Below are 18,327 nucleotides of genomic sequence, written 5' to 3'. Positions count from 1 at the left end.
GCCACCACCCTTTATATAACCTCCTTTTTTGGGGGGCTGTTTTTTTTTTTTTTTGCTCAATTAATTTTCCCCCCCGGGGGCGGGCCCCCCAGTTGGGGGGGGGCCCCGGCGCCGCTTTTCGTGTTGCAGGGAGATGTACAACCAGCGGTCAGCCGTTGTTTCCCTGGGACTCGAGGAGGGCGGCCAGCGACGAAAGAATCCGCTCCGCTTCCTCGGTGAGGTGCGGCTCACGAGCTGTCTCGGACTCGATCTCGAGACGAACTTCGCACCCATGCTGAAAGTCTGCCGCCATGACCTGCAGCAGCGACCGGGCGTCGGCTGCGGCCGTTCCGTCCTTGCTGATAGTGACGGGTAATCCGGACGCGGTGACTGCCCGGACAAACTCAGCGGCTGGTCTGGCATGCAGGCCGACCAGGGCCCTGACCACGGCCTTGCGTGATGGCAAAAGTACTCCTCGATTCGGCTTCCTCACGAAGCCGCTATGCAATTTCCCATCCAATATAGCCGCCGCGCCTACGGCTCCGGACACCCGCCCCGCCATGTTGCGGAAAGCGGGGCATTAGCGGTCTAGACCTGCCATAAAATGGATGCTGCAACCCAACGGCAGGGAGAACAACCATGGCAGGTAGCGCTGCGGCCATTGCAGGCACTATCGACCGCGAGAGTGGCATCGCCATATACGTCCAGCTCCGCGAAATCCTCCGGACCTATATCGCTGAGTCATGTCCCCCAGGGTCGGCGCTGCCCTCCGAACGGGATCTCGCGGACCGTTTCGGCCTGGCCCGCATGACGGTCCGGCAGGCGATTGATGCCCTGGTAGGGGAGGAGGTCATCGAGCGCGTGGTGGGGCTGGGGACTTTCGTGCGCAAGCCGAAGGTTGATCTCCAGGTAAAGCTGACGTCATACAGCGAAGAGATGCAGCGCCGCGGGATGGTACCCGCTGCCAAAGTCCTGAGCTTCGAGCAGATCGGCGCCAGCGCCTTTCTGGCGCGCGAACTCCAGGTTGAGGAGGGAACGCCCCTGGTTCGCTTCCGGCGGCTTCTGCTCGCCGATGGAGAGCCGATGAGCGTTGATGAGAACTTCATCCCGGCCCATCGGGTGCCGGGGCTGCTGGACCAGGAGCCCCCTACGTCTCTCTACAACGTCCTCAGTGAACAATTCGGGCTGGTGATGGAGTGGGGGGAGGACATGATCGAGGCGACGGCCGCCTCCCCCTCCACCGCGCGGCTCCTGAACGTGGAGGTGGGCTCGCCGTTGTTGAAGATTCAACGCCATGCGTTTGTTGCACGTGCCATGGTTGACTATTCGGTGTCCTACTACCGTGCCGACCGCTACAAGCTGTGGGTTCCGCTCCAGCGGCCCGGTGCGCGGAGGGCGCGAAACCACTAAACGCGCCGTTCCCCCCGTGGATGCCGGCGCAGGCTGGGGAGACGTGAAAGACGGAAGGCCCGGTCCTTATGGACCGGGCCTTCCGTCTATGGCATGGAACCTAGTGGCTCAGACTCTTGGACTCGTCGGCTGCCTCGACCGCCGCATGTCCGTGGCCGTGTGCGGCCTCGAGTTCAGCAGGAGTGGCCGGAGCGACACGATCCTCGAAGAACCACCGGGAGAGGAACGCGCGACGCTTCTCCTTGCGTGTCACCAAGCCGTGCTCGTTCGGTTGGGCAGGAATCACCGTTGGCGACTCGAAACCAACCAGCTTGTAGCGCTTGTACTCGTCCAGCGGAGCGTGGACCTCGATGAATTCACCATGCGGCAGGCGAACAATGCGGCCAGTCTCCCGGCCGTGGAGGGCGATCTCGCGGTCCTTGCGCTGGAGGGCCAGGGCCACTCGCTTGGTGACAATGAATGCGATGACCGGTCCGATGAAGAACAGGGCCCGCAGCCAGTAGGTCACGTCGTTCAGAGAGACACTGAAGTGCGTCGCGATAAGGTCGGAGCCCGCAGCGGCCCACATCACGCAGTACCAGACAAAGCCGGCCATACCGATAGCCGTACGGGTAGGAGCGTTACGGGGACGGTCCAGCACGTGGTGTTCCCGGGTGTCCTTGGTTACCCAGCTCTCGATCCACGGGTACATGAACATAACAGTGAACAGTATGCCGGCCGGGACCAGGGCCGGGAGCAGCACGTTCAAGGTGAGCGTGTAACCGAAAATCACGTATTCGAAGTAGAAATCGCCGATGACGCCGGGCATCAGGCGGAGAGCGCCGTCAACGAATCCGATGTACCAGTCGGGCTGGGTGCCTGCAGACACAGGGGAAGGGTCGTACGGGCCATAGTTCCAGATCGGGTTGATGGTGAAGAACCCGGCCATCAGAGCCAGGACCCCAAACACGATGAAGAAGAAACCGCCTGCTTTGGCTGCGTAGACAGGACCCAGAGGATAGCCCACAACATTGTTGTCGTTGCGGCCTGGACCGGGGTACTGGGTGTGCTTGTGCACTACCACCATGAAGAGGTGCAGGACAATCATCAGCAGGATCAAGGCCGGTACCAGCAGAATGTGCAGGACATACAGGCGGCCGATGACGGCCGTGCCGGGGAACTCGCCCCCGAAGAGGAAGAACGAGATATATGTACCGACGACCGGGATGGACTTGATGACGCCGTCGATGATGCGCAGGCCGTTACCGGAGAGCAGGTCATCGGGGAGGGAGTAGCCGGTGAAGCCGGCAGCCATGGCCAGGATCAGCAGGACGCCACCTACGACCCAGTTCATTTCACGGGGCTTGCGGAACGCCCCGGTGAAGAACACCCGCAGCATGTGCACGGCAATCGAGGCAACGAAAAGTAGTGCGGCCCAGTGGTGGACCTGGCGCATGAAGAGGCCGCCGCGGATATCGAACGAGATGTTCAACGAGGAGCTGTAGGCAACCGACATCTCCACGCCCTTCAACGGCACGTACGAACCCTCATAGTGCGTCTCCGCCATGGAGGGATCGAAGAAGAACGTCAGGAAGGTGCCTGAGAGCAGCAGTACTACGAAAGAGTAAAGTGCCACTTCGCCGAACATGAAGGACCAGTGGTCGGGGAAAACCTTGCGGCCGAATTCACGGAGGATCCCGGAACCGCCGACACGCGCGTCAACGAAGTCGGTAATCCGGCCTGCCTTGGTTTTGGCGACGAAAGCGGGCTCAGCTGTTGATGCTGCGCTCATGCATATCACGCTCCCAGTAACTCGGTCCTACAGGTTCTTTGAAATCGCTGGTAGCGACAAGGTAGCCCTCGTCATCGACTGCGATAGGCAGCTGGGGCAGTGGGCGGCTCGCCGGTCCGAAGATCACCTTGCACTCTTGAGTGAGGTCGAAGGTGGATTGGTGGCACGGGCACAGCAGGTGGTGGGTCTGCTGCTCGTAAAGGGCAACAGGGCATCCCACGTGGGTGCAGATCTTGGAATACGCAACAATACCGTTGTAGCCCCAGTCTTCACGGCCCTCGGAAGGGTTGAGCGACGCGGGGTCAAGGCGCATGAGCAGGACGACGGCCTTGGCCTTCTCGTTCAGCTTGCCTTCGTGGAGCTCGTTGAGCCCCTCCGGAATGACGTGGAACGCGGACCCGATCGTGACATCCGAGGCCTTGATGGGGGTACCGTCCGGGTCGCGGGTAAGGCGCTTAAGCTTGCCTTCCTGCGGAGCCCACATGGTGTGCGCCAGCTTGTCATCGGGACGCGGTCCCAGGTCGCCGAAGATGGCGACGGCGGGGAGGGGTGCAAGCGCCACAGCGCCGAGGAGGGTGTTGCGGATCAGCGGACGGCGCTTGATGCCGGTTTCCTCCACAATGTCGTCCACGATGCGGACTGCAGCCTGGCGGTCCTCTTCGTAGCGGATCGCGTGGCGCTCTTCCGAGACTTCGTGGTCGGGCATCAGGGCCTTGGCCCAGTGGACGATGCCGGTACCAATGCCGAGCATCGCGAAGGCGGTGCCAAGGCCAAGCAGCATGTTCTGCAGCCGGATAGTGCCGATGCTGGATTCTTCGCCTCCCAGGTCGATGGCAAAGTACGCCACCAGGAAGATCAGGGTTCCGACAACAGAGATGCCAAATAGTAAGGCGACCTGCCGTTCTGCCCGCTTTGCGGCCTTCGGGTCCGTGTCAGCCAGGCGCAAACGGTGCGGGGGAATTCCAGGGTCCTGGAACTTCTCCACCTCATTCTGACCAGCCGTAGCTACGGTGCCCGAGTGGTTCGGACTGCCGTCACTATGGTTGCCCATAATTCGCCTCATCCTTCTCTCGTCCCGGCGGTAGCCGGGTTAGTTTCTAATTTCAAGCTGCTGTTGACCAGCAGAAGTGTTTGCCCGTTCGGGCGGATCCCTAGGATGTCCGGGAGGTTAGCCAAATCGTGAAAGCGATGATGACGCCGAGGCCGGCAACCCACACAAAAAGACCTTCGGCAACGGGACCCAGGGAGCCCAGGGCGGCGCCACCGGGCGAACCGGTGCTTTCGATCTGCTTCAGGAACGTGATGATGTCACGCTTGCCCTCTGGGGAGATGTTCGAGTCGCTGAAGACGGGCATATTCTGCGGACCGGTGACCATGGCCTCGTAGATGTGTTTTCCGGAAACGTCGGCCAGGCCCGGGGCGAACTTGCCCCGGGTCAGTGCACCACCGGCAGCGGCCGCGTTGTGGCACATCGCGCAGTTGACGCGGAAGAGCTCGCCGCCTTCGGCTGCGTTTCCGCCTTCGTCCAGCAGTCCTTCTTCAGGGATTGCCGGGCCGGCACCGAGAGAGGCAACGTAGGCTGAAAGCTGCTCGGTCTGCTCATCGTTGAACTGGACTGGCTTCTTAAGGGCCTGAGGGCCGTTCATCTGCATCGGCATGCGGCCGGTTCCGACCTGGAAGTCCACGGATGCTGCACCGACGCCTACCAGGGAAGGGCCGTCCTGGGTGCCGCTGGCTCCCATGCCGTGGCAGGTGGCGCAGTTGGCGGCGAAGAGCTTGCCGCCTTCTTCGACATCATCGGAGCTGTAGCTCGTCGTGGAGGCCTTTGCCTCATTGACGGAGGTGGCCGCAGCGTAGATCCCACCCGTGAGGAGGAGGCCCATCAGAAGCAGCGCGATGGCTGCGAGTGGGTGACGCCGCTTTTGTGAGAGTGCCTTCACGTGGTGGTTCCTTTATTCGATCGTGCGCCGGCTCGTGGAGCCGCTACCTGAAATTCTGCCTCTTGTAGAAAAAGAATCAAAGCTGGCTACTTGAGTACGTAGATGACCAGGAAGAGGCCGATCCACACCACGTCGACGAAGTGCCAGTAGTACGACGTGACGATCGCGGAGGTGGCCTCGAAGTGGCCGAACTTCTTGGCTGCGAAGGAGCGTCCCATAATCAGCAGGAAGGCGACCAGTCCACCGATCACGTGCAGGCCGTGGAAGCCGGTGGTCATGTAGAACGCGGAGCCATAGGCGTTCGAGGAGAGCGATACGTGCTCGGAGACGAGCATCGCGTATTCGGTGGCCTGGCCGGCGACGAAGAAGGCGCCCATCAGGAACGTGAGGGTGAACCATTCGTTCATTCCCCAGCGGCCGAACTGGAAGACACCACCGGTTCGGCGCGGCTGGAGGCGCTCGGCGGCGAAGACGCCCATCTGGCAGGTGAAGGAACTTGCCACGAGGACGATGGTGTTGGCGAGCGCAAACGGGAAGTTCAGTTTGGCGGTCTCATCCGCCCACATCTCACCACTGGTGGAGCGGAGCGTGAAGTACATGGCAAAGAGACCGGCAAAGAACATCAACTCGCTGGAGAGCCACACTACGGTTCCAACGGAAACCATATTGGGGCGGTTCAGCGTGGGGTGCGCCGGGGTACTGGGGGCATGGGTCGCAGATGTCACATAGACATTATGTCTGTAAAAGTCCGTGCTGCCCAACGCAAACCGCCTTTTGGAAGGACTTTTTCTACAAAGACGCGAAATCGCGGTGAAAAGTTCCCCGGGGCCGTTCATATTGGTCACCCGCTGGTGTGATCGATAGCATCAGGACGTGACTTCTCAGGCATCCACGGCGCCGGTCAACTCCTGGCCCCGCCTTATCTCGGCGTTGATCAAAGGCACGGACCTCACGGCCGACGACACCTCCTGGGCCATGGACAGGATCATGTCCGGAGAAGCGACGCCGGCCCAGATTGCCGGCTTCCTGGTGGCGCTCAGCGCCAAGGGCGAGACGGTGGAGGAACTGTCCGGCCTGGTGGAGACGATGCTGCTGCATGCCAACCCGATCTCGATCGCAGGCGAAAAGCTGGACATCGTCGGCACCGGGGGCGACCAGCTCAACACTGTGAATATCTCCAGCATGGCAGCCCTGGTGGCTGCCGGGGCCGGCGCAAGAGTGGTCAAGCACGGGAACCGCGCCTCGTCGTCGTCCTCGGGTTCCGCGGACGTGCTGGAGGCACTCGGCGTGCGGCTGGACCTGCCCATAGAGAATGTGGCGAGGAACGCCGCAGAGGCTGGTATCACCTTTTGCTTCGCGCAGGTCTTCCACCCGTCATTCCGCCACACCGCCGTGCCGCGCAGGGAACTTGCCATCCCCACTGCCTTTAACTTCCTGGGCCCGTTGACGAACCCGGCACGGGTGCAGGCCTCGGCTGTCGGCGTCGCCAATGCACGGATGGCTCCCCTGGTGGCAGGAGTACTGGCGCAGCGGGGGAGCAGGGGCCTGGTGTTCCGAGGAGACGACGGGCTGGACGAGCTCACCACCACTGGACCGTCCACTGTATGGGAGATCCGGGACGGTGCCGTCACTGAAGCGGGGTTCTCGCCGGAAGACCTGGGCATCAGGCTGGCGACAGTCGAACAGCTTCGTGGCGGCGATGCGGAGGCCAACGCCCAGGTGGTGCGCGACGTGCTTGCAGGACAGGAAGGCCCTGTACGCGATGCGGTTCTGCTCAATGCGGCGGCCGGGCTCGTGGCGTTCGACACAGCCGCCGAAGGGACCTTCCTGGAGCGGATGCGCACGGCTTATGTCCGCGCCAAGCAGTCCATAGATTCCGGAGCGGCGGCTGCCGTGCTCGATAAGTGGGTCGCGCTGACCCGCCCCTGATCCGGCCGGCTTACTGCTCGAATCCTAGGGCGAAGGCGGCGTCGAGGTCGTGTTGTGAGTAGGCCCGGAAAGCAATGTGCGTAGTCGTGTGCACTACAGCGGGCACCTTGGAAAGCTTGTCTGCAATGACGTCGGCGAGGTCCTCGTGCCTGGCCACCCGCGCTACGGCGATCAGGTCCCATTCACCGGTCACCGAATACACCTCACTGATTCCCTCGATGGCCGAGATCTCTTCAGCCGTTTCCGGAATGCGGGCGGCGTCGGTCTTGATCAGAACGAATGCGGTGATCACGGTGAATCCTTTCGGATCAGTTGCGCCGTAGCAATGCCCGGCAAGCTTTTCGGTGCTGACAGCCTATTACATCAGGGCAATGTTCCCCGCGAGGTTGAGCGCACAACGAGCCCTGCCAGCAAGCGATAGCCGAGCAGCAGAACGCCCAGGCTCAGGAACGCGACGATCACGAAGGGGAGCACTACCGTTTGTCCTGTGAGGGCGCGCAGGAGCATGCCGCCTGCCAGGCTGCAAAGCCAAATCACGACGCCGGCCCATCGCACCTTCAACGGGTGCAGCCATGCACGGGAGGCCAGCCAGCCTATCGCCGCGCCGGCCAGGAACGGCCACGCGGTTAGCAGCACCCCCGCCACTACGTCTCCACGTTCGTGGGCTCCGCGTCCGACAGCGGCAAACAGCATGATCAGCACGGCGTCAGTCAGTGCCACAGCGGCTACGGGCCAGGGGGACCGCAGGTCGCGGCGGCTAAGCAGGGAAGGCATGCTTCGAGCCTAGCGTCCACAGGCTGCGTCTTCGTGCCGTTGTGTGTGGCAAGTGGCAGGGTTAGGCTCGGGGCGGAAGGGGGCACCATGCCGCGCAATATTGGAACCTGCCTGTGGTTTACGGACCAGGCTGAGCAGGCAGCCGAGTTTTACACGTCTGTTTTTGACGGGGGACGGGTCGTGAATGTGTCGCGGTTTGGCGACGGCGGGCCGGGTGGTTCCGGCCACGCGGCCGCAGTCGAATTCGAGATTGAAGGGCGACGGTTCATGGCACTTAACGGATCCAGGGGAGCACCTTTTACCGCGGCTGTCTCACTGGTGGTTGACTGCGAGAACCAGCAAACCATCGACAGGTACTGGAATGCGCTGACTGCCGGCGGTTCCGAGGGACGCTGCGGATGGCTTACCGACCGGTTTGGCCTGACGTGGCAGATCGTGCCCACCGGATTGCCCGGGCTGATCGGTGGCCCTGATGCCGCTGGGTCGCGCCGCGCCATGGATGCCATGTTGGGAATGGGCAAGCTTGACGTAGACGCACTCCAGAAGGCCTACAGGGGCTGAGCGCCGGTGGGCAGGGGAGTTGGCTGCTGTGCGGGCATCGGGCTGTGAACAAGGCGCTGTGGATCTGCTCCCTGCTCGGGGCGGCCGTCGGGATCACGCTGGGATTGGCTGTCTTTGACAATCCTGTGCTGGGCTTCGCGCTGGGGCTCGGCGTGGGGGCGCTGGTTGGTACTTCCATCGGGCGCAGGGCATAGCTTCACATTTCGCTGCTTTGGCCTCACGCCAGGCGCCTCGCGCGTAGGAGTGCAGGGAAGAGAAGCCATCGTGCCGCGACGGGGATGTCAAAAGCGTTACTTGACATAATGTAGATTATCGGCGTTTTCCAAGTGGTGTCGGACAGGCGTTCCCTGAGCCGCATGAGATGGCAAACGGGCAGGTCAGGCCATTGTCTAAACGTCCGGCCTCGCTAAGAATGAGTTGATGACGGTCTACGTGCAAGCCCTCGAAACCGCAGTTCCACCAACGAAGCTCATCCAGTCCGAGGCCCGCGACGTGTTCGCAGCACAGCCGGGCCTGACACGGCTTGGCTCCAGGCTGGTCAGCACGTGCTTCGATTCCGCCGCGATCGATACCCGGTATACGGCCGTCGATGAGCTGACGATGGATCACGGCGCTGACGATCCACAGTTCTTCGACGCGGCCACGGGCCTGCTCCTGAACCCGAGCACCAAAGTCCGCAACGAGATCTTCGGCCGCGAGGCCACCAGACTCTTCGTCCAGGCCGCGCGCGCTGCGGTGAATGCGTGTCCAGACCTCAATTTACTTGACATAACTCATCTCGTCACCGTCTCCTGCACGGGCTTTTTCAACCCCGGGCCTGACTACAAGATCGTCAGAGAGCTTGGCTTGGACCCCGCCGTGCAGCGTTACCATCTTGGATTCATGGGCTGCTATGCGGCCTTTCCCGCCCTTCGGGCGGCTAAACACTTCTGCGAGGCGGACCCCAACGCCGTCGTCCTGGTGGTCTGCGCGGAACTCTGCTCCCTGCACGTGCGCACCTCCAATGATCCGGACACCATCATGGGATCGGCACTCTTTGCCGATGGTGCCGCAGCGGCGGTCATCACCGCCCGTCCCGGCACGCGGGAATCAGCCCTGCTCCAGCTGGACCACTTCGAGACAGTCCTCACGCCCGTCGGAGAGGACTCCATGGCCTGGAACATCGGCGACCACGGGTTCGAGATGATCCTGGGTAATTACGTGCCGCATATCATCGATGACCACATCATCGGCGCCCTCCGGCCCCTGCTGGCGCGGGACCCGGAACTCGAGCCCCTCCCCTACGCCTCCATCCCCCACTGGGCGATCCACCCCGGTGGCCGGAGCATCCTGGACAAAGTCCAGTCTCGCCTGGAGCTCACGGACACCCAGTTGGTCCCTGCCCGGGAAACACTGCGCAATTATGGCAACATGAGCAGCGCAACGGTCCTCTTCGTCCTCAAACACATCCTGGCGCAGCCGCCTGTAACAGACTCCGGTCAGAAAGACGCCGGCGAGCGGATCTGCTCGATGGCCTTCGGACCCGGACTGACCGTGGAGACAGGGCTTTTCACCAAGCTGCGGCAGCAGCCGGACGTCGCAACAGGCGTGTCAGAGCCCGGCCGGGCGCAAGTGCCGGTGGGCTGAGCATGCCACTCCTGATGCGGCGGCGGGCGGCAGCGGCGGAAGAGCTCATGGACCGGCCGGACTGCGATCCCGCCCGCCTGGAAAACACGTACCGCCAGTTCGGCGTGGTTAATCGCGTGGTGTCGGGATGGCGCCGGCTCTACGTCCGTGAAGTGCGTCCGCTCCTCGCCCCGACCGGCACGGCAACGCTTCTGGACGTCGGGTCCGGCGGCGGAGACCTCGCCGTCACCCTGCGCCGATGGGCACGAAGCGACGCTTTCGACCTTCGGATCACCGGGATCGACCCTGATCCCCGGGCCATTGCTTTTGCCGTCCAACGCCCCCCGGTGAGTGGCGTGGAATTCCGCCAGGCGCACAGCTCCGACCTGGTTGCTGAGGGCAGGCGCTACGACCTGGTGGTCTCCAACCATGTCCTCCACCATCTCAGCCCGGCCCAGCTCCACCAGCTGCTGGAGGACACGGAAACCCTCGCCACCCGCCTCTGCCTCCACAATGACCTTCGCCGCAGTCCTGCCGCCTACGCACTGTTCAGCGTGGCGGCGCTGCCGTTCAGGCACTCGTTCATCCGGGCAGACGGGCTGACATCCATCCGCCGGAGCTATACACCGGCCGAACTCACCGCGGCAGCGCCGCCGGGCTGGGCGGTGGCCCGCACCGCTGCCTTTCACCACGCGCTCGTGCGCCGTGCCTGAAGCCAGGCCGGATGTCGCCATTGCCGGGGGCGGCCCTGTCGGGCTGTACCTGGCTGTCCTGCTCCTGCAGCAAGGGCTCAGCGTCCGGGTGTATGAACAGCGCCGCACCCGCGAACGTCACTCGCGGGCCATCGGGATCCATCCCCCGGCACTGCGCGCGCTGGCCCTGGCCGGGGCCGCTTCGGCGATGGTGCGGGACGGCGTCCCGATCCGTTCCGGCTTGGCCATGAGCCGGGGGCGGGTGGTGGGCAGAATGGACTTTGGTGGCGTCGCGGAAGATTTTCCCTTCATCCTGGCGCTCCCGCAGTTCCGGACAGAGGAGATCCTGGAGGAACGGGTCCTCGCCCTCGACTCCGGGGCCATCGTGCGGGGCGCGAAGGTTACAGGAGTAGCGGACGACGACGGCGCGGTCACCTTCACGGTCCGTTACACCACGGGCGGGACACCCCCAGCCGTACTCACCGCCGGGGTCCTGGTCGCCGCGGACGGCGCCCGGTCCGGTTTGCGGGACTATTTCGGCCCGGCCGTGGTCAGGCGGAACTACCCGGACCACTACCTGATGGGAGACTTCGCGGCCGGGGACCTGGACGCGGAGCGGGCGGTCCTGTTCCTCGAACCGGACGGAATCGTGGAGTCCTTTCCCCTGCCCGGCCATCTGCGGCGCTGGGTGGTGCGGTTGCCGGCGCCCGCAGGCAACGCGGATGCGACTGAGCTGGGCAGGCTGGTGCGCCAGCGGACCGGGATCAATCCGGCTCCGGCGACGAACACCATGCTGAGCGCCTTCAGTGTCCGCTCCGCGATTGCCCGGGACTCCGTGCGCGGCCGGGCCGTCCTGCTGGGGGACGCCGCGCACGAGATCAGCCCCATCGGCGGCCAGGGAATGAACCTGGGCTGGCTGGATGCCGCCTCCCTGGCGCCGCTGATGCCGCGCATCCTGGCCGGCCCCTATCCGGCGGGGGAACTGCGGGACTACGGGCGTGCGCGGCACCGGGCAGCACTCGTGGCCAGGCGCCAAGCTGAAATTAACATGCTGCTGGGCCGCCCCCTGCCCGCTCCCCTGCTCACCGCGCGCAATGCCGCCGTCGGCGCCGCCGCGGCAGTTCCAACGGTCAACAGATGGGTGGCCCGCCGCTTCACGATGCAGTCGGATACCAGCGGGCCGGCTTAACGGCCCAGGACTGCCGGCCGGCCGATAGGCTGGGTCCATGACCCATACCCCTCCGCGGACGCCACTGGGCGCCGCGGAAATCAGCGACCTGGTGGACCGGATCCTCGACGCCGGCACCCTGCCGCCCATTGTGCAGGCCGGCCATCCGGCCCTGCGCCAGCGGGCCGCCGCCTTCGACGGCCAGTTGTCACGGGACCGGCTGGAACGGTTAATCGGTCTCATGCGGCAGGTGATGCACGAGGCCCCCGGCGTCGGTCTTGCGGCACCCCAGCTGGGCATCCCCCTCCAGCTTGCGGTGCTCGAGGACCAGTTCGACGTCGATCCGGAGGCCGCCACGCTGCGGCGACGAAGCCCGCTGGAATTCCTGGCCATCCTGAATCCGCGGTACGGCCCCGCCGGGCCCACCACGGCGGCGTTCTATGAAGGCTGCCTCTCGCTCAACGGTCTCCAGGCCGTGGTGGCTCGTCCGGAGTCGGTGGTGCTGGAGTTCCAGGCGCCCGACGGCGCGGCGCAGCGCCGGGAGTTCTCGGGCTGGCAGGCCCGCATTGTGCAGCATGAGACGGACCATCTCAATGGAATCCTTTACCTTGACCGCGCGCAACTCCGATCCCTGAGCACCAATGCCGAGTACGCCGCGCACTGGGCCGAGGCCGGTACCGGCAAGGCACAGGAAGGGCTGGGCTTCGACGCCACCCCTGCAGGAATCAGTGTCCCGGGGGAGCATCCCGATGCCTGACGCTGCCCTGCCGCTGCTGTGCCCGGTGTGTTGCGGTCCCCTCAGCCGGGCGGGCGTCGGGGCAGCCGCAGCGCGAACGCTTTCCTGCGCATCGGGCCACAGCTTCGACGCAGCCCGGCAGGGCTACTTCAACTTCCTGGTGGGCAAAGGCACTCCCTTCGAACCGGACTCCGCCGCGATGGTGGAAGCACGCGTCAACTTCCTGTCCCGCGGGCATTACCTGCCGCTCGCCCGGGCGGTGGCAGCCGCCGTCGTGCCTTCCCTGGGTGAGCACCCGGCTGTCCTTGACTCGGGAACGGGAACCGGCCACTACCTGCGGGCCGTACTTGATGCTTCGGCAGCGGCGGGAAGGCCGGCCGCCGCGCTGGGCCTGGACATTTCGAAGTTCGCGCTGCGCCGCGCTGCGCGCCTGAATCCGGAAGCCCTCAACGTGGTGTGGGACGTGTGGCGGCCGCTGCCGCTCGCCGACGATTCAGTCGACGCCGTCACCGTCGTCTTCGCTCCCCGCAACCCGGCCGAGTTCGCACGCGTCCTGAGACCCGGCGGCCGCCTCGTCGTGGTGACCCCGCGCCCCGGCCATCTCAACATCGTCGCGGACCTGACCGGCATGTTGGGGATTGAAGAAAGCAAGGAGGACCGACTGGGGCAGGCCATGGCCGAACATTTCGATACCCACAGTGCGGCCCCCGTGGATATTCCGCTGGAGCTCTCCCGCCGGGACGCTGCCGACCTGGCGCTCATGGGTCCGGCCGGACACCATTCGGACAGGGAGAGCGTGGAGGCGCGTCTTGCCGGCGTGCCGGAACCCCTCCAGACGGGCGCACGGTTCCAGGTAACGGTATTCGCGGTTCGTTGACGGTGCTTACCGGGCACGTGTCGGCCCACTGCGGTCTTGCGGATAACGAGTTGGACACGGTAAGGCTGCCGACCGTATGATCCTGCCCACAGTGCACCCGCCACGCCTACGATGGGAAGACAGGCACGGGCGGCACCGCGCGCGCGGTTGCCGTGCTGCGAAGGGGGCACGAAGTGTTCGAGTGGTTGGGCGAAAACTGGTGGGCGTTGTGGCTCACCGCCTTCCTTGCCTTTGCTGTGGTCGAAATGATCACGCTGGACCTCTTTTTCATCATGCTGGGAGGCGGCGCCCTCGCTGCACTCGTGGCGGATTTCGCCGGCGCTGACCTTTGGCTGCAGATTGTCGCCTTTTGCGTGGTTTCACTGCTGATGATCGGATTTGTGCGGCCCGTCGCCCTGGCGCACCTTAAGAAGGGGCCGGCTACCCAGCGCAGCAACATCGACCGGCTTATCGGCGAGCACGCCGTGGTGATGGAAGCGGTAACGTCCGACGGCGGCCTGGTCAAGATCGGGGGCGACGTCTGGACTGCGCGCACCGCCTCGGGAATCCTGCCGGCGGGGCAGCGCGTCGTCGTGTCCGCGATCGAGGGAGCCACAGCAGTCGTGTCAGCCGACGCCGTCGAACCGCCGCCTGCGGGCGCCGCCTGACCACCCCGGCGCAGCCGGTACCGCTACAGCCACAACTGATTGGGGAAGAGGGAATAGATGGATATCGCCGGAGGTGCCGCGCTGACCATAGTCCTCGCGGTCCTGATCGTCTTTGTGATTATTGTCCTGGTCCGTTCGGTACGGATCATTCCGCAGGCCAGGGCGGGCGTGGTGGAGCGGCTGGGCAAGTACCAGCGCACGCTAAACCCGGGACTGACCATCCTCATCCCGTTCGTGGATCGGCTCCTCCCCCTTCTGGACCTGCGCGAGCAGGTTGTCTCCTTTCCGCCCCAGCCGGTGATCACCGAGGACAACCTGGTGGTATCCATCGACACCGTGGTCTACTTCCAGGTCACCGATGCGCGGGCGGCCACCTACGAAATCGCCAACTACATCCAGGCCGTGGAACAGCTCACCACAACCACCCTGCGAAACGTGGTGGGCGGCCTGAACCTCGAGCAGGCCCTCACCTCCCGAGACCAGATCAACGGGCAGCTTCGCGGTGTTCTCGACGAGGCCACCGGCCGATGGGGCATCCGGGTCTCGCGGGTGGAGCTCAAGGCCATCGACCCGCCGCACTCCATCCAGGACTCGATGGAAAAGCAGATGCGTGCCGAGCGCGACCGCCGGGCAGCCATCCTGACCGCCGAAGGCACCAAGCAGTCGGCCATCCTCACCGCCGAAGGCCAGCGCCAGGCCTCCATCCTCGCGGCCGAGGGTGACGCCAAGGCCGCCATCCTGCGGGCGGACGGTGAAGCGCAGGCCATCCAGAAGGTCTTCGATGCCATCCACCGGGGAAACCCCGACCAGAAGCTGCTGGCCTACCAATACCTGCAGACGTTGCCCAAGCTGGCCGAAGGGTCGGCGAACAAACTCTGGATCATTCCCAGCGAAGTGGGCGAGGCGCTCAAGGGAATCGGGAACGCGTTGGGCGGGACCAGTCCGGACGCCTCAGGCGGCCTGTTCGATGAAGCGGGCACTCCTCCGGTGGATCCCGTGGCGGACCGGGCCGAACCCTAGGCGCACCGGAACCCTGGGCTAACCGGGCCGAACAAGGCCGGAGGACCCTCCTAGGGACCCTCCGGTTTTTGCCGCGCAGCCCTCTGCGCCCGTATAATGGGGTATTTGTCCGGCTTGAGCAAATCTGCCGGAACAAGAGAGCTTGGCGATGCGTTGAATCTTATGATGCAGCAAAGCGCAAACGATAGTCCGGTGATGCCACGGTGCCGCCGGCTTCCGCGGAGTCCTGCTCCGCGAACCGACCAGAGGGAGAAATCATGAGCGATCGCAGCCTGCGGGGCATGCGCCTTGGTGCGCAGAGCATGGAGACCGAGTCCGGAGTTGAGCCGGCTCCGCGCCAGCGCGTTGAATACCGTTGCGAGGACGGCGAGCAGGTGTTTGTCACCTTCTCCTCCGAGGCAGAGATTCCTCCGGTGTGGGTTTCCAAGACCGGCAAGGAAGCCCTCCTGGTTGACGGCGAACGTCCTGATACCAGCAACGACAAGGCTGTCCGGACGCACTGGGACATGCTCCTGGAACGCCGCTCCCTGCCCGAGCTCGAGCAGATCCTCGAGGACCGGCTGACCATCCTGCGCGAACGCCGCGGAGAACGGCGCAGCGCCTAGGACCCAGCTGCACCACCGGCCTCTTATGCCGTAACGCAAAAGGGGGCGGCCGCTGCAACTGCAGCGGCCGCCCCCTTCGGTGTTCAGATCCGTTTCGGCTGCCGGACCCTTAGGGGCGGGTGGCCTTCCGGCGGGTCAGGGTGTTCCAGCGGGCCAGCAGGCCCCACTTGGTGACGTTAATCATTGCCTCGACAACGATGTTGCCGCTCATCTTGGAGGCACCCAGCTCGCGCTCGACAAAGGTGATGGGCCGCTCCTCGATCCGCAGGCCCAGCTTGGCCACACGCCAGGCGAGGTCCACCTGGAAGCCGTAGCCCACAGAGTCCACCTCAGCCAGGTTCAGTTTTTCCAGCGTGGTGCGGCGGAATGCGCGGTAGCCGCCCGTGACGTCCTTGATCTTCAGGCCAAGCATGAGCCGTGCGTAGGTGCTGCCAACGCGGGAGATGGCCTGGCGGTACAGCGGCCAGTTCACCACGCTGCCGCCGGGCACCCAACGGGAGCCCATGGCCAGGTCCGCGCCCTGCTCAATGGCTTCGAGGAGCTGGGGCAGTTGTTCCGGCTGGTGGGAGCCGTCGGCGTCCATTTCGACCAGAATGTCGTAGCCGGCGTCCAGGCCCCACTTGAACCCTGCGATGTAGGCGGCCCCGAGGCCTTCCTTGCCTTTGCGGTGAAGAACATGGACTTGGGCGTCCTCGGCTGCGAAGGTGTCTGCCAGCTTGCCGGTACCGTCAGGGCTGTTGTCGTCAACCACCAGGACATCCGATGCCGGCACTGCGTCCCGGAGCCGCTTCAGCGTCTTGGGCAGTGATTCCAGCTCGTTGTAGGTGGGGATGATGGTAAGGACGCGCACTGAGGGCCTTTCCGGGTGGGAGCGGTCGGAGCGCCTGGCCGTCAAGGCATGACCGGCAGGCGCAACTATCCATTATAGGGCGGCGGTTTGATGATCCGTGGTCACGCCCGGAGCACAGGGCTGGCGAACAATTCCGCTCCGTCCCGGACGGTCTGGAGACACACCGGATCCGTGCCCGTATCCAGGGCAGGAAGGAGCGGAGTGCGGGCCCTGGGGTCGGTGCTCCAGGACTGCACCCGGCCGTCGGCCACCTGCACCATGAGCTCTTCAACCTCCCAGACGGCGAAACTTGCCGGGGCTCCCGGGACAAGCTGCCCGGCCATGGGGTTGCGGTACCTGGCAGCCCGCCAGCCGGCACGGGTGTGTCCCAGAAACGCGGCGCGGGCGGAAATCCGTTCGGTATCCGTATGGTGCTCCAGGCAGGCGCGGACACTGGACCAGGGCCGCAACGGGGTCACCGGGCTGTCGCTGCCGAAGCAGACGGGAACGCCGGCGGAGTAGAGCGTGGCGAACGGGTTCATGCCGCGGCTCCGCTCCCCCAGTCTTTTGCCGTAGAGTCCTCCCGGGCCTCCCCATACCGCATCGAAGGCCGGCTGGGCACTGACCGTCACCGCATAGTGGGCCAGCTTCTGCACGGCGCCGGCATCGATCATCTCGACGTGTTCAAACCGGTGCCCAGCAGCACGGATGCGTTGTTCACCCACCTCAGCGGCGGCAAGGTCCAGCGCCGTCAGGGCGGCGTCGAGGCCGGCGTCGCCAATGACGTGGAAGCCGCCTTGGAGACCCGCGAGCGAGCACGCCGCCAGGTGGGCCGCAGCTTCCTCCACCGTCAGGTAGAGACTCCCGCGTTCCCCGGGCGCGTCGGAATATCCGTCCCGCAATGCTGCGGTCCGCGAACCAATGGACCCGTCGATGTTCAGGTCCCCGGCGAGTCCGTGGACAGTGCCGCCGAATTGCGCGGCCAGCTCCCTGGCGTGTTCTTCCGAGGTGGCAAGTTCGCCCCAGTACGGGAGGACCTCCGGGTACGCTCCGGGACCTGCCGCGTGTGTTCCATTCCAGGCAGCCGCTACGCGCAAGTCCGCTTCGCCGCCGATGTGTGGTGCACCCATTTCAGCCACCGCCACGTATCCGTTGGCCGCAGCCTCGGACAGGGCCCGCTCCTGGTGGCGGCGCAGCACTTCCTCCGGCAATTTGCGCGTGGCCCGCCGGGCGGCCGAGTGCGCGTCGCGCGATACCCTCGCGCCGCCGTCGTACCCTTCCAGCGCGGCGAGCCCCGCTGCGCTGGCGAGGGAGCCCGACACGAGGGCCGAATGCACGTCCACCCGGGCAAGGTAGACCTGCCGGCCGCGGGCAGCCCGCTCCAGCTCTGCCGCCTCAGGGAGGGTGGCATCGACCCAGGTGGTCTCGTCCCATCCGTGGCCCAGGACAGGACCTTCTCCAGGAGCGGCCGCGACGGCGTCCAGCAACTCACGCGCGGAACGCACGGTCCCGAGCTGAAGGGACGCCAGGGCAATGCCTGTCTCGGTCAGGTGCACGTGGGAGTCGACAAAGCCCGGAGCAACAAGCGCTCCCTGCAGATCGATCACGTCCATGGAACTGTCCACAATGGAGGACGCGGCCTGCTCCGAACCCACCCACGCGACGGTATCCCCATCCACCAGCATCGCTGTGGCAAAGGGGTCGGCAGCCGAGTAAACGGATCCGTTACGGTACAGGACCGGGGCACGGCGGGAATCAGACTCCGGGTGGGTCATAAGGAAAGG

The 18,327-nt window shown here is 64.9% G+C and carries 21 protein-coding genes; 12 read left to right on the top strand and 9 right to left on the bottom strand.

The annotated features are described in order from the left end of the window. Positions 1 to 148: 148 nt before the first annotated feature. A complete protein-coding gene (locus ACFWIX_RS09660) occupies positions 149 to 445 on the bottom strand; it encodes an HPr family phosphocarrier protein (RefSeq protein WP_377215898.1) in 297 nt (98 codons plus the stop codon). Between the two features lie 173 nt (positions 446 to 618). Between ACFWIX_RS09660 and ACFWIX_RS09655 the strand changes: the two genes are divergently transcribed. Further along, positions 619 to 1,389, top strand: coding sequence for a GntR family transcriptional regulator (locus ACFWIX_RS09655; RefSeq protein WP_377215897.1), 771 nt, complete (start codon positions 619 to 621; stop codon positions 1,387 to 1,389). Positions 1,390 to 1,489: 100 nt separating this feature from the next. Here the strand turns inward: ACFWIX_RS09655 and ACFWIX_RS09650 are convergent, their stop codons facing one another. The 4 genes from ACFWIX_RS09650 to ACFWIX_RS09635 all read right to left on the bottom strand — a co-directional run bounded on the left by ACFWIX_RS09650 (position 1,490) and on the right by ACFWIX_RS09635 (position 5,861). Next, a complete protein-coding gene (locus ACFWIX_RS09650; RefSeq protein WP_377215896.1) occupies positions 1,490 to 3,160 on the bottom strand; it encodes a cytochrome bc complex cytochrome b subunit in 1,671 nt (556 codons plus the stop codon). Then, positions 3,138 to 4,211 carry a Rieske 2Fe-2S domain-containing protein gene (locus tag ACFWIX_RS09645; protein ID WP_377215895.1) on the bottom strand — a complete coding sequence of 358 codons (1,074 nt, stop codon included), beginning with the start codon at positions 4,209 to 4,211 and terminating at the stop codon, positions 3,138 to 3,140. Before ACFWIX_RS09645 ends, ACFWIX_RS09650 begins: the two co-directional genes overlap by 23 nt. A 100-nt stretch (positions 4,212 to 4,311) precedes the next feature. Next, on the bottom strand, positions 4,312 to 5,100 hold the full coding sequence (locus tag ACFWIX_RS09640) for a c-type cytochrome (RefSeq protein ID WP_377215894.1): 789 nt from the start codon (positions 5,098 to 5,100) through the stop codon (positions 4,312 to 4,314). An 86-nt stretch (positions 5,101 to 5,186) separates the two neighbouring features. Next, entirely contained in the window at positions 5,187 to 5,861 is a 675-nt protein-coding gene (locus tag ACFWIX_RS09635) for a heme-copper oxidase subunit III (RefSeq protein ID WP_377215893.1), read from the bottom strand. A gap of 112 nt (positions 5,862 to 5,973) precedes the next feature. Between ACFWIX_RS09635 and trpD the strand changes: the two genes are divergently transcribed. Next, positions 5,974 to 7,029, top strand: coding sequence for an anthranilate phosphoribosyltransferase (gene trpD / locus ACFWIX_RS09630; RefSeq protein ID WP_377215892.1), 1,056 nt, complete (start codon positions 5,974 to 5,976; stop codon positions 7,027 to 7,029). A 10-nt stretch (positions 7,030 to 7,039) separates the two neighbouring features. Here trpD and ACFWIX_RS09625 read toward each other — a convergent pair whose 3' ends face one another. Together ACFWIX_RS09625 and ACFWIX_RS09620 are read right to left on the bottom strand one after the other, a co-directional pair. Beyond that, the gene (locus ACFWIX_RS09625) at positions 7,040 to 7,321 is read right to left on the bottom strand and encodes an Lrp/AsnC family transcriptional regulator (RefSeq protein ID WP_377215891.1); all 282 of its coding nucleotides are present in this window, start codon (positions 7,319 to 7,321) and stop codon (positions 7,040 to 7,042) included. Between the two features lie 71 nt (positions 7,322 to 7,392). Then, on the bottom strand, positions 7,393 to 7,803 hold the full coding sequence (locus tag ACFWIX_RS09620) for a DUF3054 domain-containing protein (RefSeq protein WP_377215890.1): 411 nt from the start codon (positions 7,801 to 7,803) through the stop codon (positions 7,393 to 7,395). Between the two features lie 87 nt (positions 7,804 to 7,890). Here ACFWIX_RS09620 and ACFWIX_RS09615 point away from each other — a divergent pair, with 87 nt between their 5' ends. The 10 genes from ACFWIX_RS09615 to ACFWIX_RS09570 all read left to right on the top strand — a co-directional run bounded on the left by ACFWIX_RS09615 (position 7,891) and on the right by ACFWIX_RS09570 (position 15,714). Then, positions 7,891 to 8,364, top strand: coding sequence for a VOC family protein (locus ACFWIX_RS09615; RefSeq protein ID WP_377215889.1), 474 nt, complete (start codon positions 7,891 to 7,893; stop codon positions 8,362 to 8,364). Between the two features lie 44 nt (positions 8,365 to 8,408). Further along, positions 8,409 to 8,558 carry a hypothetical protein gene (locus tag ACFWIX_RS09610; protein ID WP_377215888.1) on the top strand — a complete coding sequence of 50 codons (150 nt, stop codon included), beginning with the start codon at positions 8,409 to 8,411 and terminating at the stop codon, positions 8,556 to 8,558. Positions 8,559 to 8,784: 226 nt separating this feature from the next. Continuing rightward, entirely contained in the window at positions 8,785 to 9,990 is a 1,206-nt protein-coding gene (locus ACFWIX_RS09605) for a type III polyketide synthase (protein WP_377215887.1), read from the top strand. A 2-nt stretch (positions 9,991 to 9,992) separates the two neighbouring features. Then, positions 9,993 to 10,682, top strand: a complete 690-nt coding sequence (locus ACFWIX_RS09600; protein WP_377215886.1) for a class I SAM-dependent methyltransferase — start codon at positions 9,993 to 9,995, stop codon at positions 10,680 to 10,682. Then, positions 10,648 to 11,850, top strand: a complete 1,203-nt coding sequence (locus ACFWIX_RS09595; protein WP_377215916.1) for an FAD-dependent oxidoreductase — start codon at positions 10,648 to 10,650, stop codon at positions 11,848 to 11,850. Before ACFWIX_RS09600 ends, ACFWIX_RS09595 begins: the two co-directional genes overlap by 35 nt. A 37-nt stretch (positions 11,851 to 11,887) precedes the next feature. Next, positions 11,888 to 12,586 (top strand): peptide deformylase, encoded by a 699-nt coding sequence (locus tag ACFWIX_RS09590; RefSeq protein ID WP_377215885.1) that lies wholly within the window; start codon positions 11,888 to 11,890, stop codon positions 12,584 to 12,586. Continuing rightward, positions 12,579 to 13,442 (top strand): methyltransferase domain-containing protein, encoded by an 864-nt coding sequence (locus ACFWIX_RS09585; RefSeq protein ID WP_377215884.1) that lies wholly within the window; start codon positions 12,579 to 12,581, stop codon positions 13,440 to 13,442. The genes ACFWIX_RS09590 and ACFWIX_RS09585 overlap by 8 nt, the downstream gene beginning before the upstream one ends. A 173-nt stretch (positions 13,443 to 13,615) precedes the next feature. Then, positions 13,616 to 14,089: an NfeD family protein gene (locus ACFWIX_RS09580; protein ID WP_377215883.1), complete on the top strand. Its 474-nt coding sequence runs from the start codon at positions 13,616 to 13,618 to the stop codon at positions 14,087 to 14,089. A 57-nt stretch (positions 14,090 to 14,146) separates the two neighbouring features. Next, the gene (locus ACFWIX_RS09575) at positions 14,147 to 15,109 is read left to right on the top strand and encodes an SPFH domain-containing protein (protein ID WP_377215882.1); all 963 of its coding nucleotides are present in this window, start codon (positions 14,147 to 14,149) and stop codon (positions 15,107 to 15,109) included. A gap of 257 nt (positions 15,110 to 15,366) precedes the next feature. Continuing rightward, entirely contained in the window at positions 15,367 to 15,714 is a 348-nt protein-coding gene (locus ACFWIX_RS09570; RefSeq protein WP_013600997.1) for an RNA polymerase-binding protein RbpA, read from the top strand. A gap of 109 nt (positions 15,715 to 15,823) precedes the next feature. Here the strand turns inward: ACFWIX_RS09570 and ACFWIX_RS09565 are convergent, their stop codons facing one another. Further along, on the bottom strand, positions 15,824 to 16,564 hold the full coding sequence (locus tag ACFWIX_RS09565) for a polyprenol monophosphomannose synthase (RefSeq protein ID WP_377215881.1): 741 nt from the start codon (positions 16,562 to 16,564) through the stop codon (positions 15,824 to 15,826). A gap of 101 nt (positions 16,565 to 16,665) precedes the next feature. Beyond that, a complete protein-coding gene (locus ACFWIX_RS09560; RefSeq protein ID WP_377215880.1) occupies positions 16,666 to 18,318 on the bottom strand; it encodes an amidohydrolase in 1,653 nt (550 codons plus the stop codon). Positions 18,319 to 18,327 lie beyond the last annotated feature (9 nt).

Source organism: Pseudarthrobacter sp. NPDC058362, from assembly GCF_042723515.1.
Classification (GTDB): Bacteria; Actinomycetota; Actinomycetes; order Actinomycetales; family Micrococcaceae; genus Arthrobacter.
This window is presented reverse-complemented; position numbering and strand designations above follow the sequence as displayed.

Coding starts and splice junctions, on each gene's coding strand:
- ACFWIX_RS09570 (WP_013600997.1), top strand. CDS start 15,367: ATGAGCGATCGCAGCCTGCGGGGCATGCGCCTTGGTGCGCAGAGCATG.
- ACFWIX_RS09620 (WP_377215890.1), bottom strand. CDS start 7,803: ATGCCTTCCCTGCTTAGCCGCCGCGACCTGCGGTCCCCCTGGCCCGTA.
- ACFWIX_RS09650 (WP_377215896.1), bottom strand. CDS start 3,160: ATGAGCGCAGCATCAACAGCTGAGCCCGCTTTCGTCGCCAAAACCAAG.
- ACFWIX_RS09655 (WP_377215897.1), top strand. CDS start 619: ATGGCAGGTAGCGCTGCGGCCATTGCAGGCACTATCGACCGCGAGAGT.
- ACFWIX_RS09585 (WP_377215884.1), top strand. CDS start 12,579: ATGCCTGACGCTGCCCTGCCGCTGCTGTGCCCGGTGTGTTGCGGTCCC.
- ACFWIX_RS09645 (WP_377215895.1), bottom strand. CDS start 4,211: ATGGGCAACCATAGTGACGGCAGTCCGAACCACTCGGGCACCGTAGCT.
- ACFWIX_RS09560 (WP_377215880.1), bottom strand. CDS start 18,318: ATGACCCACCCGGAGTCTGATTCCCGCCGTGCCCCGGTCCTGTACCGT.
- ACFWIX_RS09615 (WP_377215889.1), top strand. CDS start 7,891: ATGCCGCGCAATATTGGAACCTGCCTGTGGTTTACGGACCAGGCTGAG.
- ACFWIX_RS09575 (WP_377215882.1), top strand. CDS start 14,147: ATGGATATCGCCGGAGGTGCCGCGCTGACCATAGTCCTCGCGGTCCTG.
- ACFWIX_RS09605 (WP_377215887.1), top strand. CDS start 8,785: ATGACGGTCTACGTGCAAGCCCTCGAAACCGCAGTTCCACCAACGAAG.
- ACFWIX_RS09600 (WP_377215886.1), top strand. CDS start 9,993: ATGCCACTCCTGATGCGGCGGCGGGCGGCAGCGGCGGAAGAGCTCATG.
- ACFWIX_RS09590 (WP_377215885.1), top strand. CDS start 11,888: ATGACCCATACCCCTCCGCGGACGCCACTGGGCGCCGCGGAAATCAGC.